The organism is Nocardia neocaledoniensis, assembly GCF_003182135.1.
Taxonomy (GTDB): Bacteria; Actinomycetota; Actinomycetes; order Mycobacteriales; family Mycobacteriaceae; genus Nocardia; species Nocardia neocaledoniensis.
Genome location: NZ_QGTL01000010.1, coordinates 26,472 through 42,564 on the forward strand (window position 1 = coordinate 26,472; position 16,093 = coordinate 42,564).

Consider the following 16,093-nt stretch of genomic DNA (forward strand, 5'->3'; position numbering starts at 1 on the left):
CAGGTCGGTGTCAGGGCAGCCGCCGAGAGTAGTTGTCATGACGAAGAACACGAACATCGCCTCGACCACCTGGACCGGCATGGTGCCCGTCGACGACACCGCACTGGCCGTCACCGACACCGGCGGCACCGGCCGGACCGTGCTCTACCTCAACGGCGCCTACGCCGACCAGAAGCACTGGCGCCGAGTGATCGCTGAGCTGGGGCCCGGGTTCCGGCACATCACCTTCGACGAGCGGGCCCGGGGTCGCTCGGGCCGGTCAGCGGACTACTCCTTCGAAGCCTGCCTGCGTGACATCGACGCCGTGCTCGCGGCGCGGGGTGTGACGGACCAGCCGATCGTGGTCGGGTGGTCCTACGGCGGAGTGCTGGGCTGGCATTGGGCCGACCGGAATCCCGGGCGCCCGCTCGGGCTGGTGACGGTCGACTCCTCGCCGTACGGGCTGACCGGCGAGGAAGGCGCCGAGCGGATCCGGGCGCTGTTCCACAAGATGCGGTTGCTGCTGCCGCTGACCCGCCCGTTCGGTCTGGCCGCGCGGATGAGCGCCGCCCAGCACGCCGAGACCAACATCGAGCTCAACGAGATCGCCGCCGCCAGCGTGCCGGTGCTGAGCAGGCTCACCTGCCCGGTACGGTTCGTGCTGGCCACCGGCAACAGCCTCGGCAGCGAGGACGGTGAGATGGAGAAGGCACGTGCCGCCCTCGACCCGGTGCTGGCCGCGAACCCGGAGGTCACCGTGAGCGCCAAGGTCGCGAGCAACCATTCCCACATCCTGCGCAAGGACTTCCGCGCCGTCGCCGCGGCCGTCCGCGCGACCGCCGACGCGGCGACACGCTGATCCGGCGTGTCGCGAATCCGGTTGTGGCGCAAAGCTGGCGAGCACGCCCGGCACGCGGTTCACTGGTAGCCATGGCTTCCAGCGCTCGATCGAGTAGGCAGCGACGGCCGGCGGTACCCGGGCCCTCGGCCGCACCCGCCGAACTGGTGGTCGTCACCGCCACGACGGGGCCGGAGATCACGCCGATCGCGTTGCGGGAGAACCGTTCCGTCCGCTCCCACATCGACGACCTGCTACCGGTCGACGCGCACCTGGTGCCGATCTTCGGGCCCGACAACCGGCTGGCCGCGCGACTGGCGCGGACCCCGCAGGCCCCCGTGGCCGGCGAGTACCTGAGCTATTACGCCGTACGGGGCGCCGTCGGTGACCTCGGGGAACTCGCGGAACGGCTGCGGCAGGACGACACGGTCGCCGCCGCCTACGTGAAGCCGGCGGCCGAGCTGCCCCTGGCGCCGCTCGCGCACCCCGTCGCCGTGCCCGACGCGCCCGCGGCGACACCCGATTTCCGGGCCAGGCAGGGGTATCTCGACGCCGCCCCCACCGGGATCGACGCGGTCTTCGCGCACACCCGACCGGGTGGACTCGGTACCGGCGTGCGGGTGATCGATGTGGAGGGCGCGTGGCGGTTCACCCATGAGGACCTGCGCCAGAATCAGGGCGGGATGATCGGCGGCACGGCCTCGCCCGACCTTGGCTGGCGCAATCACGGCACGGCGGTGGCGGGGGAGATCAGCGGTGACCTCAACGCGGTCGGTGTCACCGGGATCGCCCCCGAAGCCCACATCCGGGCGGTCTCGGTGTTCGGGATCGGGTCGGCGACGGCGATCCGGTCCGCGGCCGACGCGCTCGACCCCGGCGACGTGCTGCTGATCGAACTGCACCGGCCCGGACCGCGATTCGACTACCGGGCACAGTCCGATCAGCGCGGCTACATCGCGGTCGAATGGTGGCCCGACGATTTCGCCGCCATTCGGTACGCGGTGGGTCGTGGTGTCGTCGTCGTCGAGGCGGCGGGCAACGGCAACGAGAACCTCGACGACCCGGTCTACGACGCGCGTCCCGGTGACTTTCCGACGACGTGGCACAACCCGTTCCGCGGCGGCGACAGCGATTCCGGCGCGGTGCTCGTCGGCGCGGGTGCCCCGCCGCCGGGGCTGCACGGGCGAGACCACGGTCCGGCCCGCTCGCGGTTGCCGTTCTCCAATCACGGTGCGCGCCTGGACGTCCAGGGCTGGGGCCGGGAGGTGACCACGACCGGCTACGGCGATCTGCAGGGCGGCCCCGACGAGGACCTCTGGTACACCGACGAGTTCAGCGGCACCTCGAGCGCGTCACCGATCGTGGTCGGTGCCGTCGCCGCCTACCAGGGCATCCGTGGCGCGCGCCGAGCGACACCGGACCAGATCAGGACGTTGTTGCGGACCACGGGTTCGCCGCAGACCGCGGCGCCGGGGCGTCCGGTGAGCGAACGGATCGGCGCACTGCCCGATCTGCGGGCGATGCTCGAGGCGCACCCGTAGCAGCGGTTCAGCGGGGCAGCGCGAGCCGGTCACCGAGCCGTTCGATGAAGGCGCGGACCTCGGCGGTGTCGGCGTCGGGCAGCGAGTAGACCACCTCGGTGACGCCGATGTCGGCCCAGTGCGCCAGGGTTTCGCGGTCGGGGTCCTTGGCCAGGACCACGACCTGCGGCTCACCCGCGCGCCCGGCCTCACGCCACATCTCGCGCAGCTGTTCGACGCCGCCGTCGATGTTCGTTTCGATCGGCGTGGTGATCCAACCGTCGGCCGAGCGCACGATCCACGCGAAGTTCTTCTCGGTACCGCCCGCGCCGACCAGGATCGGCGGGCGGGGCTGCTGGATCGGTTTGGGCCAGGCCCAGCTGGCACCGAACTGGACATAGGTGCCCTCGTAGGCGGCTTCCTCCTGGGTCCACAGCGCGGTCATCGCCTCGAGGTACTCGCGCAGCACGGTGCGGCGCCGGTTCGCGGGCACCCCGTGATCGGCGAGTTCTTCGAGGTTCCAGCCGTATCCGACGCCGAAGACGATCCGGCCGCCGCACAGGTGGTCGGCGGTGGCGATGGTCTTGGCGAGGGCGATCGGGTCGTGCGCGGCCGGGAGCGCGACCGAGGTGCCCAGGCCGATGCGGGTGGTCACCGCGGCGGCGGTGCCGAGGGCGACCCAGGGGTCGAGGGTGCGCAGGTAGCGGTCGTCGGGCAGGGTCTCATCGCCGGTGGCGGGATGATCCGAGCTGCGCACGACCGGGATGTGGGTGTGCTCGGGCACGTAGAAGGTGTCGAAACCGCGGTCCTCTGCGGCCTTCGCCGCATCGGCGGGGCTGATGCCGCGGTCGCTGGTGAACAGTGAGAGGCCGAACTTCAGCCTCGATCCACGGGCGGGCTGGGTGGAATCCATGGCCGCCTCAGTCGATGACCGCGGCGGAGAACACCGGCGGGTCACCGAGGAACGGGCGATGCGAGGGCGGCTGACGGTCGTCGATGTCCTTCACGCCGAGTTCCTCGGCCACCTCGGCGCCGATGAGGACCTTTCCGCTGCGCCGCATCAGTTCCGGATCCTTCGCCAGGGCGTCGATGACCCGGCCGGTGAATTCGGGGGATTCGGCGGTCGCGGTCAGGTCGGCGTAGGCGTCGGGGTTGGCGGCCAGCCCGGCGAGGGTGCGTTCGGTCTTGAGCAGACCCATCCAGATCGAGACGACCGCGACGTTGTACGGACGGAAGTCGACGGCCATGTCGTGGGCCATCTTGTCCACGGCCGCTTTGCCGGAACCGTAGGCCGGGCCGTGCATGTAGCAGGCGCCGCCGAACGAGGAGGTGTTCACCACCAGTCCCGAGCCGTTGGCGGCCAGCAGCGGCGCCGCGTAATAGCTCGACACGTAGCTCGAGCGCATCCCGACGTCGAGCAGGTCGAGCAGCGTCAGCGGCTTCTCCCAGAACGGGCCCTTGTCGGTGAGGCCGTCGGGGATCGTGAGGGCGTTGTTGACGAGAATGTCGAGGCGGCCGTGCTTTTCGGCGAGCTCGGCGAAGAACGCCGCGACCTGGCTGTCGTCGCCGTGGTCGAGCACCACGGGGATGCCGGTGCCGCCCCGGCGGCTGATCTCGTCGGCGGTGGCGAACACGGTGCCGGGCAGGGGCGCGTCGCCCTCGGTGCGGGTGCGTCCGGTGACATACACCGTGGCCCCGGTGTCGCCGAGCGCCAGCGCGATGCCCTTGCCCGCGCCGCGGCTCGCGCCGGTGACCACCACGATTCGATCCGAACTCAGACCCACGGTCCACTCCATCCCTCGTCGGAACCACGCCTCGGGCGTGGCCTGCGTCACGTCCACTGAATCAACCGGGACCGCACCGCTGGAGGCCGCTTCCCGCTGGATGGAACATGGGCGGGACCGAAATTGGGGTGTGCGCCGGGGTGGGGCCGTGGGATCGTACGGGCATGGCATCGACGAAGAGCGTGACGGTTCGGTCGGCGACGGACGCGGACGAGGCCGCGATCATCGGCTTGAAGGAATCCGGGTTCGGGATGCGGTACGGGGAGGACGAGAAGGAGATCGCCCGGGACCTGTTCCCGGTGCGCCGGTCGCTGGTCGCGGTCGACGGTGACCGGATCGTCGGGCACACCGTCGACCGGACGATGACGGTCACGGTGCCGGGGGAGCGGACGGTGCGCGCGTGCGGCATCTCCGGGGTGGCGGTCGCGCCGACCCATCGCCGCCGCGGGATCCTGCGCGAGCTCTACGCCGCGCAGCACGAACGCGCCGAGGCCGAAGGCCTGCCGCTGGCGATCCTCACCGCCAGCGAGGGCACGATCTACGGCCGCTTCGGCTACGACCAGGCGATCATGGCGACCATGCTCTCCATCGATCGGCGGCGGGCCGAATTCCGGCCGACCACACCGGATCCCGGTGGCGTGACCATGGTGACGCCCGCCGAGGGCGCCTCCCACATCCGGGAGGTGTACGCGCGGTGGCAGCGCAGCGTGCCGGGTGCGCAGGCGCGCCCCGACGTCCGCTGGGATCTGGTGTTCGCCGACGTCGAACGGCACCGCCGCGGCGCCACCTCGCTGTTCGCGCTGATCCACGCCGACGGTTACGTCCTCTACCGGCGCCGCTGGGACGATCGCTCGGTCGCGATCGTCTCCGAGATCCACGCGGTGACGCCCGACGCGCATGCCGCGTTGTGGCGGGTGCTGCTCGGCATGGACCTCGTCGATACGGTCGAGGTCGAGATCGCCGACGACGATCCGCTGCCGTATCTGCTCGCCGATCCGCGGGCGGCCCGCGTCACCGAACGCTACGACACCCTGTGGGCGCGGGTGATGGACGTGCCCGCGGCGCTGACCGCACGCACCTATCAGCGCGATGTCGACACCGTGCTCGCCGTGCACGACCCGTTCCGGTCGGCGGGCGGCACGTTCGCGCTGCGGGTCCGGGACGGGATCGCCGAATGCGAACCGACCACGCGACCGGCGGAACTGGCCTTCGACCTGACGGTGCTGGGCGCGCTCTACTTCGGTGCGCAACGCGCGAAGAGCCTGGCCGTGGCGAACCGGATCCGCGTCGAGGACGCCGGTACGCTGCGCGACTTCGACCACGCGTTCAGTACCGAGCGGGCGCCCGAACTCGGCTGGTTCTTCTAGCGGACCCGGGTGCCGGGCGGCTTCGGCGCGGACCAGGGCCGCGTAGTCTCGGTAGCTGTGGATTCGCACGAGGTCGACCATCTGGTTCGGGTGCGGGGCGCCCGGGTCCACAATCTGTGTGACGTCGACGCCGCCATGCCCAGGAACGCGCTGGTCGCGTTCACCGGGGTGTCGGGGTCGGGCAAGTCGTCGCTGGCGTTCGGCACCCTCTACGCCGAGTCGCAACGCCGCTACCTGGAGTCGGTCGCCCCCTATGCCCGGCGATTGCTGCACCAGGTCGAGGCGCCCGATGTCGACGATGTCACCGGGCTGCCGCCGACGGTGGCGCTGGCGCAGCGGCGGTCCTCGCCGTCCTCCCGGTCGACGGTCGGCACGGTCACCGCGATCTCGAACTCGCTGCGGCTGTTGATGTCGCGGGAGGGCGACTATCCCGCCGGTCCGGCCAGGACCGGGCCCGGTCACTATCCGGCCGGGACGAATCGTCTGTATTCCGACGCGTTCTCGCCCAATACGGTCGAAGGCGCCTGTCCGCGCTGTCACGGGCAGGGCGTCGTGCACGAGGCCACCGAGGCGTCGATGGTGCCCGACCCGTCGCTGAGCATCCGCGAGGGCGCGATCGCGTCCTGGCCGGGCGCGTGGCAGGGCAAGAACCTGCGCGATGTCCTGGCCGCGCTGGGCTACGACATCGACCGGCCGTGGCGCGAACTGGCACCCGCCGCGCGCGAATGGATCCTGTTCACCGACGACAAGCCGGTGGTCACCGTCGAACCCGAGCGGGAACCGCATCGGATCCACCGCCCGTACCAGGGCACCTACACCAGCGCCGCACGGCTGCTGCTGCGCGCGCACGCCGAATCCAAGAGCGCGGCGACCCGCGAGCGGGCGGCGCGGTTCCTGCACACCGCGACCTGCCCGCTGTGTGCCGGGCGCCGTCTCAAGCCCGAGGCGCTGGCGGTGACCTTCGCGGGACGCAACATCACCGAGCTGGCCGCACTGCCGCTCAGCGAACTGGCCGAGGTGCTGCGCCCGCACACCGAGGGCAGCGGCGCGGCGGCGGTGCTGACCCAGGATCTGGTCTCCCGGATCGAGGTGCTGATCGAGCTGGGGCTGGGCTATCTGAGTGTCGACCGGGAGAGCCCGACCCTGTCCGGCGGTGAGCTGCAACGACTCCGGCTGGCCGGGCAGCTGCGCTCGGGACTGTTCGGTGTGGTCTACATCCTCGACGAGCCCTCGGCCGGCCTGCATCCCGCCGACACCGCCGCACTGACCACGGTGCTCGGCAGGTTGAAGGACTCGGGCAACAGTGTGTTCCTGGTGGAACACGACCTCGATGTGGTGCGCCACGCCGACTGGCTGATCGACATCGGGCCCGGCGCAGGCGTGCACGGTGGCCGGGTGCTCTACTGCGGCGAGGTCGAGGGGCTGCGCGATGTCGCCGAATCGGTCACCCGCCCGTACCTTTTCGGCGAGGTCACCCGGCCGCCGCGCGCCGGACGCACTCCGCGCGGCACCCTCGCCGTGCGTGGCGTCACCAGCCACAACCTGCGGGACCTGGACGCCGACATCCCGCTCGGGGTGTTCACCGCCATCACCGGGGTGTCGGGTTCGGGGAAATCGACACTGCTGCACGCGATCTCGACGACGGCGATGGACGATCCGCGGGTCCTGCGGGTGGTCGAGGTCGATCAGGCGCCGATCGGGCGCACCCCACGCTCGAACCTGGCCACCTACACGGGCCTGTTCGACACCGTGCGGAAACTGTTCGCCGACACCGACGCGGCCCGAGCGCGCGGGTACGGCGTCGGCCGGTTCTCGTTCAATGTGGCCGAGGGGCGCTGCCCCACCTGCCAGGGCGAGGGCTACCTCACCGTGGAACTGCTGTTCCTGCCCAGCACTTACAGCCCGTGCCCGGACGGTCACGGCGCCCGCTACAACCCGGAGACCCTCGGGATCCGCTACCGCGACACCACCATCGCCGAGGTGCTCGACCTGACCGTCGACCGGGCGGCTGAGTTCCTCGCCGACGTCGCGGTGGTCGCGCGGGCACTGCGGACCCTCGCCGACGTCGGCCTCGGGTATCTGCGGCTGGGTCAGCCGGCGACCGAACTGTCCGGCGGCGAGGCGCAGCGGGTGAAGCTCGCGACCGAACTGCAGCGCGCCCGCCGCGCCGACACCGTCTATCTGCTCGACGAGCCGACCACCGGATTGCATCCGGCCGACACCGATGTCCTGCTGACCCAGCTCGACTCGCTCGTCGACTCCGGGGCGACGGTGGTCGTGGTCGAACACGACATGACCGTCGTCGCGCGCGCCGACCACGTCCTGGACATGGGTCCCGGCGGTGGCGCGCGGGGCGGCCGGATCGTGGCGTGTGGGACCCCGGACCAGGTCGCGGCCGACCGGGACAGCGTCACCGCCCGCTATCTGCGCGAGCGGCTGGCGGGGCCGCGGCGATGACCGGCGCGGCGCGCCAAGGCAAATCTGCGGCTATCGCCCGGTGGGGGCCTATCGTGGGTCCATGCCCGTGGACGGGGAGGGGACAGCGGACGGTGACAGAACCCGGCAGGCGATGCTGATCGCCGGCGGGTGCTCGGTCGTCCTCGGGATCGCCGCCCTGCTGTGGCCGGGGCGTGACGAAGCCACCCTGGCGATGCTGTTCGGGACGGCGTTGTTGCTCAGCGCCGTGGTGCAGGGATACCTGGCGACGGTGGCGCGCATCGCGATGTTGCTGCGGCTGCTGGTGCTGGCCGGTACGGGGTTGACGGTCGTGTTGGCGGTGTTGGCGTTCAGCGGCGGCAACATCGAGCTGCTCGCGTTGTGGATCGGCATCGGTTGGGCGGTGCGTGGCATCGTGCAGGCCCTGGTCGCGGCCTGGGACGAGCATCGCGCCGACAGCTGGCTGCACGAAGTCTGTGGCCTGTGCACGACCGCGGCCGGGCTGACCGTGATCGCGATGAAGTTCCAGACCGTCACCGGGCTGGCCAATGTCGCCGGCTGTGCGCTGGTCGTCATCGGCGTGCTGGAACTGCTCAGTGGTGGGATGCTACGTAGCGTGCAGGGCGCCGCGCGCCGGACCCGAGCGCCCTCGACCGTGCTGCCGGACTCGGCCGCGACCGAACAGTAGTAGCCAATCCCACACGGGCAGTGCGGGATTCGAGGTTTACGCGAACATCCGGACAACGTCACGTTGCGGGCGGTGGAGCGGGTGCTGAACTCTGCGTGCCCGGCCGTTCACCGCTGGGGTATCTGTGCTTCGCGCCGGTAGCGTGGCCCGCGGCGTGCGCACGGGTGGACCGGTCGGCGCGCCGCGTCCGCAGCCCGATGTGAGCCCAGGAGAAATGTGGTGTCGCGCGTTACCCCCGGCGAATCCGCCGATACCGTCCAGCGAGAAGAGCTGGCCATGCGGCGCATGACCGAGAGTCTGGTCGAGGACCTCTCCGAGAACGTGCCCGCCGATCAGGTGACCTCGGCGGTCGGCGCCGCGCACGATCGGTTCGCGGGCAAGCCGATCCGGGAGTTCGTGCCGATCCTGGTCGAACGGATCGTGCGCACCGAACTGGCCGACTCCGACCCCACCATCCGGGTGCCCGGACCCACGACCACGGTCGTGCGCGCGTCCACCACCGGTCCCGCACATGCGGCGGAGGAGCCGTCGGTGGCCAAGCGGATGGTCAGCCGTCGGGGTGTGCTGCCGCTGTCGATCGGCGCGGTGACCGTCGTCGCCGCGGTGGCGGCCGGCGTGATCCTGCTCCCCGGTGGCGCCGAGACCCCGGCGGCGGCGCCCGCGGGCGCGCCGCTGACGGTGGTGCGTGGCGTGGTCGGGTCGGAGAAGGTGCCGTTCTTCCGCGACGAGGCGGTCGTGCGGATCCTCGCCGAGAACGGGGTGCAGGTCGAGGTGGAACCTGCCGGGTCCCGCCAGATCGCGACCACCGTCGACCTCGACCGCTACGACTTCGCGTTCCCGTCGAGCAGCCCCGCCGCCGAACGGATCCAGCGTCAGCGCAACATCACCGTCAAGTACACCCCGTTCGCCTCACCCATCGCGATCGCCACCTATCGGCCCATCGCCGACCTGCTCACCGCGGCGGGCGTGATCAAGCCGGGCCCGGTCGCCACGTTCGACATGAACCGCTACCTCGAGCTCACCGGCACCGGCGTGCAGTGGGACGACCTGCCCGGCAACACCACCTACCCGGTGGCCAAGAACATCCTGGTCTCGACCACCGATCCGCGCAGCTCCAATTCCGCCGCCATGTACCTGTCGATCGCGAGCTACGTCGCCAACGACCACACCATCGTGCGCGGCGCCACCGCCGAACAGCACGTGCTGCCTGCGCTGTCGAAACTGTTCCTCGCCCAGGGCTACACCGACACCAGCAGCGAGGGGCCCTTCACCCAGTACCTGACCAACGGCATGGGCCCCACCCCGCTGGTGTGCATCTACGAGGCCCAGTTCATCGAGGCCGCGGGCGAGGGCCGGATCAAGCCCGACATGGTGCTGACCTACCCGACCCCGACGGTGCTGTCGAGCCACACCCTGGTCCCGCTCGACGACACCGGCGACAAGATCGGCAAGCTGCTCACCGAGAACGCCGAACTGCGCCGCCTCGCCGCCGAACACGGTTTCCGCACCGGCGACAACGCCCAGTTCACCGCGATCGCCGCCGACCGTGATGTGCCGGTGCCCGCCGACCTGATCGACGTGGTCGACGTGCCCGCCTACGACACCCTCGAACACCTCCTCGACGGAGTCGCGAACTCCTACAACTGATCCGCGCCGCCGCGCGGCCTGCTGACCTGCGGAATCGCTGCGCCCAAAAAAGTTTTCGGGCGCAGCGATGAGTTCTCGATCGGACCGTCGTCTCAATGAGTGCTACCTGTAGCCGAGATCCGGGAGAGTCTCATGACCGCCAGTTCCGCCGTCACCACCGGCACCCTCGTGGTGCCCGATGCCCGTCTGTACTACGAGGTGCGGGGGACGGGCCCGCTGCTCGTGCTCGTCGGCGCGCCGATGAGCGCCGCCGCGTTCGCGCCGCTGGCCGAGCAGCTCGCCGCCACCAACACCGTGCTCACCACCGATCCACGCGGCCACTTCGCCAGCCCCCTCGACGATCCGCGCCAGGATTCGACGGTCCTCGCCAGGGCCGACGACCTCGCCCGGCTCATCACCCACCTCGGCGCGGGTCCCGCGGTGGTGTTCGGCTCGAGCGGCGGTGCGGTCGGCGCGCTGGCGCTGGCACAGACCAACCCGGATCTGGTCACCACCGTCGTCGCGCATGAGCCGCCGCTGCGCGAACTGCTGCCCGACGCCGACGCGCAGCGCGCCCGCACCGCCGACGTCGTCGCCACCCACGCCCTCGGCGACACCGTCGGCGCGTGGCGGAAGTTCTTCGCGCAGGCCGACATCGCGATCCCCGAGCCGGTGCTGATCGAGCAGTTCGGTGGCGACCGTGAGCCGCGCCGCGCCGCCAGCGAGGACTACTGGTTCGCGCACGAACTGCAGGCCACCACCGGATGGGTCCCCGACCCGCCCCTGCTGCGGGAGGTCCCCACGCGGGTCATCGTCGGCATCGGCGCCGAGTCGGCCGGTCAGTTCTGTGACCGCACCGCACGGGAACTGGCCCTGGCCCTCGGCGTCGAACCCGTACTGTTCCCCGGCGACCACACCGGCTTCGTCGCCGCTCCCGCCGCGTTCGCCGCGCACCTGCAGGAAGTGCTGGACGCACCGTGAGCCGTGCTGCGGCGGATCAGGCGGCGAACACCGCTCCCACCTCCGTCATCCGCCGCGCGGCATAGGCGGGGTCGATCAGCGCCTCCGGCGTGTAGGTACCCGGTGGCACCGGGGCGCCCCGCAGGCCGACCAGCCGTTCGACACCGAGGGCGACGCCGAGCGCGGTCAACGGCCGTTGCCCCTTCGGGTGCAGCAGGTAGCGGTGCGTGCCAAGGGGCGCGCCGGTGGCGTCGATCCCGCGCAGGTCGATCCGGATCTCGATCGACGCGGGTCCGCCTCGTCGGCGTCCCGGTGAGACGCCGACGGCCAGATCGGCGCGCACGTCGGCCGCGCCGGTCGCCATGGCCAGGCTCGGCACATCCAGGACCGGGATGCTCTGGCCGTCGAGGCCGGTGCCGTCCGAGGCGGGGACCACGGCCCGCGCGTCCTCTGCCGCGAGCCACCGGAACACACCGTCGGCGCGGATCAGACCCGCCGAGGTGACCTCGGTCCATCGCTCGAGATCGGCGATACCGGCCGGCCCACCGGTGTCGGTTTCGTCGAGAACGAAACCCAGCCGGACGCTGTCGACCCGCGCGAACGCGCGCGCCTCGTACAGTGCGGCGAGCACCGCGACACCGGCCAGGAAGTGACTGGCCACCAGAATCGGTGCGGCGTGGGCGGATTGGGCGCCCGCCACGACCTCGGGACCGATGTCGAGCAGGCCGCTCGAGATGCTCAGGTAGGCGACGCCGTGGTCGCGGGCGAAGCCGAGACCGTGCAGCCGGTCGTCCCAGAGTGCCGCCACGACGGCCGAATACGCGCCGCCCGAGGGAAGACCCAGGTCGCGGCGGCCCAGATCGATGGTCACGGCGGTCGCGTTCCCCAGTCCGTCCGCGACCCGTTGTGCGCGGGCCCGGTCGCGGCCCGCGATGGTCAGCGGTAGCGCCGGATGCCAGCGGCGCAGCAGGGCCGCGGTGTCGGAACCGGCCTGGCCCGTACCGCCGAGGATCAAGACGTTGTCCATGGGTTTCCTCTCCCCGGAATAAGCTACAGTTTGTAACCTACTCTTTGTAGCTAAGCTGGAGTCCCGACGCAAGGGAGGATGATGACCACGCGAACACCCCGGCTGTCCAAGGCCGCTCGCCGCGAACAGTTGCTCGACACCGCGCTGGCGATGGTGCGCGAGCACGGTACCGACGGCCTGACCCTGGTGACCCTCGCCGAAGCCGCGGGTGTGAGCAGGCCGATCGTCTACGACCACTTCGGCACCCGGCCCGACCTGCTGCTGGCGCTCTACCGCGGGCTCGACGCACGGCACCGCCACGCCGCGGAACAGGCGGTGCGCGAAGCCGAACCGACCGTCGACGAGATCGCCCGGGTGATGAGCGCCGCCTACTTCGCCTGCGCCACCGACATGCCCGAATTCGACGCGATTTCGGCTGCCCTGAAGGGCAACCCCGACGTGCAGGCGATCCAGCGCGACATGCTCGACAGCTACCGCGACTGGATGGCCACGACTTTGCTGCCGCATTCGCGTCTCACCGCCGCCGCCCTGCGGTTGCGCTGCGTGGCCGTGCTCGGTGCGGCCGAAACCCTCGGCGCGGAACTGAACCGGGGCACCACCGCCGCCGACGCGACCGGCGCCCTGACCGACCTGATCATCGCGGCGGCGCGACCGCGGACGGGGAGCAGCACTGAACCCGTGGCGCGGGATCGGCCTCGCACCGATGAGTTCTCGGCCCCGGACACGTCAGAATCGACATGACGACACACAAACTCGAAGTCCCCGGCGCGACGCTCACCTACGACGTGCACGGGCCGCTGCCGACCGCTGACGGGCGGCCACCGCTGCTGATGACCGGTCTCCCGATGGCCGCCGACGGGTTCACCGCACTCGCCGCCCACTTCCCCGAACGCACCGTGGTCACCTACGACCCGCGTGGTCTGGGCCGCAGCGTGCGCACCGACGGCGAGGTCGACAACGTCCCCGGCGTGCACGCCGCCGACGTGCACGCCGTCATCGAGGCGCTCGGCGCCGGCCCGGTCGAGCTCTTCGCCAGCAGCGGCGGCGCGATCGTCGCGCTCGCGCTCGTCACCGCCCATCCCGCGGACGCGACGACCCTGGTCGCGCACGAACCGCCACTGCTCACCGCCCTGCCCGACGCCGACGCTGCCGCCCGCGCGGCCGACGGCTACCGTGCCGCCTACGCGGCGAAGGGTTTCGGCGCAGGCATGGCGGCGTTCATCGCGATGACCTCCTGGGAGGGCGTATTCACCGACGACTACTTCGCCGCGCCCCCCGCGGACCCCGCGATGTTCGGTCTGCCCGTGGAAGACGACGGTTCCCGCGACGACCCGCTGCTGTCGGAGCGGTCGCGCCCCGTCCTGGCCTACCGTGCCGACATCGCCGCGCTCACCGGCGCGCCGACCCGGATCGTCCTGGGATTCGGGGAGGAGTCGAGAGGGACGGTCACCGAACGCACCTCCACGGCGATCGCCGCCCAGCTCGGACACGAGCCGGTCCTGTTTCCCAGCCACCACGGCGGCTTCACCGGACCCGAATCCGGCTACCCGGGTGAGCCCGAGGCCTTCGCCCGCGTCCTGCACGGTGTCCTCGACGGCAACGCCTGATCCCGTGTCGAGCCGCCACGAGTGATGCCGGTGCCGTGTGGGGTCGGCGCCGGCATCACCCCTGGGCGCAGACAGAGCAGGCTGTACGGCGGGGCGGCCCCGGTGGGCGCTCGGTAGGATCCGGCGAATGCCAGCGAGATCCGAGATAGCGCGACTGTTCGATCGGCGACCCAAACAGTGGGGCGCGGACGGCGACCCCCACGCGTGGGATGCGTTGCGGGACAGGGTGTGCGCGCTGCCGGTCCCCGAGGACGCCACCGAGTTCGCGCGGGTTCTGCGGCAGGAGTTCACCCGACTGACCGGCGTGGACGCCGAGGATCCCGCGGCACCGAGCGTGGTCGACATCGAGGGTCGCCGGGTACACCCGGCGACCTGGCGCACCATCCTGCTGCCCCTGCTGACCACCCGCGCGCGGCAACTGTACGGCGAGATCCCCACCGAACGCCCCTGACCCGACCAGGGTCCTACCCGCCGCCGTGGCTCGCTTTCAGTGGGCGCGGCCGGTGTCCGCGGCGGTCGATGAGCGGCCGGGCTCCGTGACGCCCAGGATCCTGGCGGCGAGCTCTCGCACGAGGGTGCGCGCCTTCGGTGGCGGCATCCGCCCGGCGATCAGATAGGGCCGCACCACCGCGAGCGGCAGGTCGAACAGGGCGAACTGCGCCTGATTCGCGGGCAGGCCGGTCTGCGTGGCGATCGTCTCGACCAGGGCCTTGATTTCGCGCGCCTGCTGTTCCCGCACAGCTTCGAACGTGCTCGTCGACGCCGCCGACCAGGACTCGGGTTCGAAGGCGTGCACGCCCGCCTGGAGCACGGCCGCCGACGCCGGATTCGCGCGGCACCAATCCACGATCCACTCCGCGGCGCGGACGGCATCGTCCGCGGTGGGTCGCGCACCGAGCTCCCGCAGGTACTCGTCCTGGAATTTCCGCACCGTGTGCACCCAGACGGCCGCCAGCAGCGCCGGACGATCGGGAAACCGGTGGTAGACAGACCCGCTCGGCGCTCCGGCGGTGCGAGCCACCGCGCTCATGGTGAGCGCCCGCGCCCCGCCGGAGGCGAACAGGCCGGCCGCGGCGGCCAGGAGCGCTTCGACGGAATGCGTGGCAGTTCTTCCCATAGTTCTGGAGATTATGCTCTACTTTCGTTTTAGGGAGAAGTCTCTAGAAAGGTGGAATCGATGACGGTGATCGAACTGGACACCGCGCAGCGCGTGCTGGCGGCTCAGCCGTTCAACGACATGGTGGGCGCGCGACTCGTCGCGTTCGGCGACGGCGAAGCCGTGCTCGAACTCGACATCGCCGATCGGCACCGGCAACAGTTCGGACTGGTCCACGGCGGCGTGCTGGCCTACTGCGCCGACAACGCGCTCACCTTCGCGGCGGGCACCGTGCTCGGCGCGAGCATCCTGACCACGGAGGTGACGGTCAAATACCTGCACGCCGCGCGACATGGCACGCTGCGCACCACCGCGGTCGTCGACCACGGGGACCGCCGTCAGGCGTTGTGCAGCGCCCGCATCGAGGTCGTCGGCGCGGACGGAACCGCGACACTGTGCGCGCTGGCCACCGGCACCGCCCGGCTGGCCGAACCGAAGACTCCGGCATGACCGTGCGCGAACACCGGCTACCGCCGGGGCAGTCGGCAGACGAGCTGCGGCGCTTCGGTTTGCCGGCGTTCGCGCCGCGTCGGCCGATGCTTCCGGCCGAGCCGCGCCTGGTCCTCGTCGGCGAGCACGGGCCGGACGAGGTGCCCGTCGCGGAGTTGCTGACGAACCATCGCGCAACGCAGGTCAGCGATCTGCATTGCGTGACCACCTGGAGCGCCGTCGATCTGCGCTGGAGTGGCGTGGCCTTCCGGATCGTCCACGAGTGGATCCTCGGCCGCTTCGAGCTACCGTTCTCGGCCCGATGGGTGCGATTCCGTGGGCTGGACGGCTTCCACTGCTGCTTGCGGATCGACGACGCGGTGGCCGCGGACGTCCTGCTGGCCGATCGGCTCGACGGGCAGCCGCTCACCCCCGACCACGGAGCCCCGTTGCGCCTGATCGCGCCCGCCCACTATGGCTACAAGAGCGTCAAACACGTCGCGTCCATCGACTACCTCGCCGACTACCGCCCCGGGCCCGCGGGCTGGATGGCACACCCGAGAGGGCGTGTCGCGTGCGAGGAGCGCAGCCGATTCCTGCCGGGCCGGGTGTGGCGGCCGGTCTGGCGCGCGGCGGTTCCGCTGGTCCGGCGCCGATATGCGGAGGCCCGGTAGCG

The 16,093-nt window shown here is 71.2% G+C and carries 16 protein-coding genes; 12 read left to right on the forward strand and 4 right to left on the reverse strand.

Annotated elements, in window-relative coordinates; translation table 11 throughout:
* Positions 1–37: 37 nt before the first annotated feature.
* Together DFR69_RS24035 and DFR69_RS24040 are read left to right on the forward strand one after the other, a co-directional pair.
* Positions 38–838 (forward strand): alpha/beta fold hydrolase, encoded by an 801-nt coding sequence (locus tag DFR69_RS24035; RefSeq protein ID WP_110039897.1) that lies wholly within the window; start codon positions 38–40, stop codon positions 836–838.
* A 71-nt stretch (positions 839–909) separates the two neighbouring features.
* Positions 910–2,358 carry a S8 family peptidase gene (locus DFR69_RS24040; protein ID WP_110039898.1) on the forward strand — a complete coding sequence of 483 codons (1,449 nt, stop codon included), beginning with the start codon at positions 910–912 and terminating at the stop codon, positions 2,356–2,358.
* A gap of 7 nt (positions 2,359–2,365) precedes the next feature.
* Here DFR69_RS24040 and DFR69_RS24045 read toward each other — a convergent pair whose 3' ends face one another.
* Positions 2,366–3,217, reverse strand: a complete 852-nt coding sequence (locus tag DFR69_RS24045) for an LLM class F420-dependent oxidoreductase (RefSeq protein WP_110040083.1) — start codon at positions 3,215–3,217, stop codon at positions 2,366–2,368.
* 40 nt (positions 3,218–3,257) lie between these two features.
* Positions 3,258–4,133 carry an SDR family NAD(P)-dependent oxidoreductase gene (locus DFR69_RS24050; protein ID WP_110039899.1) on the reverse strand — a complete coding sequence of 292 codons (876 nt, stop codon included), beginning with the start codon at positions 4,131–4,133 and terminating at the stop codon, positions 3,258–3,260.
* A 152-nt stretch (positions 4,134–4,285) separates the two neighbouring features.
* Here DFR69_RS24050 and DFR69_RS24055 point away from each other — a divergent pair, with 152 nt between their 5' ends.
* The 5 genes from DFR69_RS24055 (at position 4,286) to DFR69_RS24075 (ending at position 11,219) form a co-directional block, all read left to right on the forward strand.
* Positions 4,286–5,488: a GNAT family N-acetyltransferase gene (locus DFR69_RS24055; protein WP_110039900.1), complete on the forward strand. Its 1,203-nt coding sequence runs from the start codon at positions 4,286–4,288 to the stop codon at positions 5,486–5,488.
* A gap of 57 nt (positions 5,489–5,545) precedes the next feature.
* Entirely contained in the window at positions 5,546–7,945 is a 2,400-nt protein-coding gene (locus tag DFR69_RS24060) for an ATP-binding cassette domain-containing protein (protein WP_244198431.1), read from the forward strand.
* Positions 7,946–8,006: 61 nt separating this feature from the next.
* Positions 8,007–8,612 carry an HdeD family acid-resistance protein gene (locus tag DFR69_RS24065; protein WP_110039901.1) on the forward strand — a complete coding sequence of 202 codons (606 nt, stop codon included), beginning with the start codon at positions 8,007–8,009 and terminating at the stop codon, positions 8,610–8,612.
* A gap of 219 nt (positions 8,613–8,831) precedes the next feature.
* Positions 8,832–10,259: a three-helix bundle dimerization domain-containing protein gene (locus DFR69_RS24070; RefSeq protein ID WP_244198432.1), complete on the forward strand. Its 1,428-nt coding sequence runs from the start codon at positions 8,832–8,834 to the stop codon at positions 10,257–10,259.
* Between the two features lie 132 nt (positions 10,260–10,391).
* A complete protein-coding gene (locus DFR69_RS24075; protein WP_110039903.1) occupies positions 10,392–11,219 on the forward strand; it encodes an alpha/beta fold hydrolase in 828 nt (275 codons plus the stop codon).
* 16 nt (positions 11,220–11,235) lie between these two features.
* Here DFR69_RS24075 and DFR69_RS24080 read toward each other — a convergent pair whose 3' ends face one another.
* Positions 11,236–12,225 (reverse strand): SDR family oxidoreductase, encoded by a 990-nt coding sequence (locus DFR69_RS24080; protein ID WP_110039904.1) that lies wholly within the window; start codon positions 12,223–12,225, stop codon positions 11,236–11,238.
* An 81-nt stretch (positions 12,226–12,306) separates the two neighbouring features.
* Between DFR69_RS24080 and DFR69_RS24085 the strand changes: the two genes are divergently transcribed.
* The 3 genes from DFR69_RS24085 (at position 12,307) to DFR69_RS24095 (ending at position 14,283) form a co-directional block, all read left to right on the forward strand.
* The gene (locus tag DFR69_RS24085; RefSeq protein WP_110040085.1) at positions 12,307–12,966 is read left to right on the forward strand and encodes a TetR/AcrR family transcriptional regulator; all 660 of its coding nucleotides are present in this window, start codon (positions 12,307–12,309) and stop codon (positions 12,964–12,966) included.
* A complete protein-coding gene (locus DFR69_RS24090) occupies positions 12,963–13,832 on the forward strand; it encodes an alpha/beta fold hydrolase (protein WP_110039905.1) in 870 nt (289 codons plus the stop codon). The genes DFR69_RS24085 and DFR69_RS24090 overlap by 4 nt, the downstream gene beginning before the upstream one ends.
* A 127-nt stretch (positions 13,833–13,959) precedes the next feature.
* Positions 13,960–14,283 (forward strand): hypothetical protein, encoded by a 324-nt coding sequence (locus DFR69_RS24095; protein ID WP_146229412.1) that lies wholly within the window; start codon positions 13,960–13,962, stop codon positions 14,281–14,283.
* A gap of 36 nt (positions 14,284–14,319) precedes the next feature.
* Here DFR69_RS24095 and DFR69_RS24100 read toward each other — a convergent pair whose 3' ends face one another.
* Complete coding sequence (locus DFR69_RS24100; RefSeq protein WP_110039907.1) at positions 14,320–14,949, reverse strand: TetR/AcrR family transcriptional regulator; 630 nt, start codon at positions 14,947–14,949, stop codon at positions 14,320–14,322.
* A gap of 60 nt (positions 14,950–15,009) precedes the next feature.
* Between DFR69_RS24100 and DFR69_RS24105 the strand changes: the two genes are divergently transcribed.
* The gene (locus DFR69_RS24105) at positions 15,010–15,438 is read left to right on the forward strand and encodes a PaaI family thioesterase (RefSeq protein ID WP_110040086.1); all 429 of its coding nucleotides are present in this window, start codon (positions 15,010–15,012) and stop codon (positions 15,436–15,438) included.
* A complete protein-coding gene (locus DFR69_RS24110) occupies positions 15,435–16,091 on the forward strand; it encodes a molybdopterin-dependent oxidoreductase (RefSeq protein ID WP_110039908.1) in 657 nt (218 codons plus the stop codon). The genes DFR69_RS24105 and DFR69_RS24110 overlap by 4 nt, the downstream gene beginning before the upstream one ends.
* The last annotated feature ends 2 nt before the right edge of the window (positions 16,092–16,093 follow it).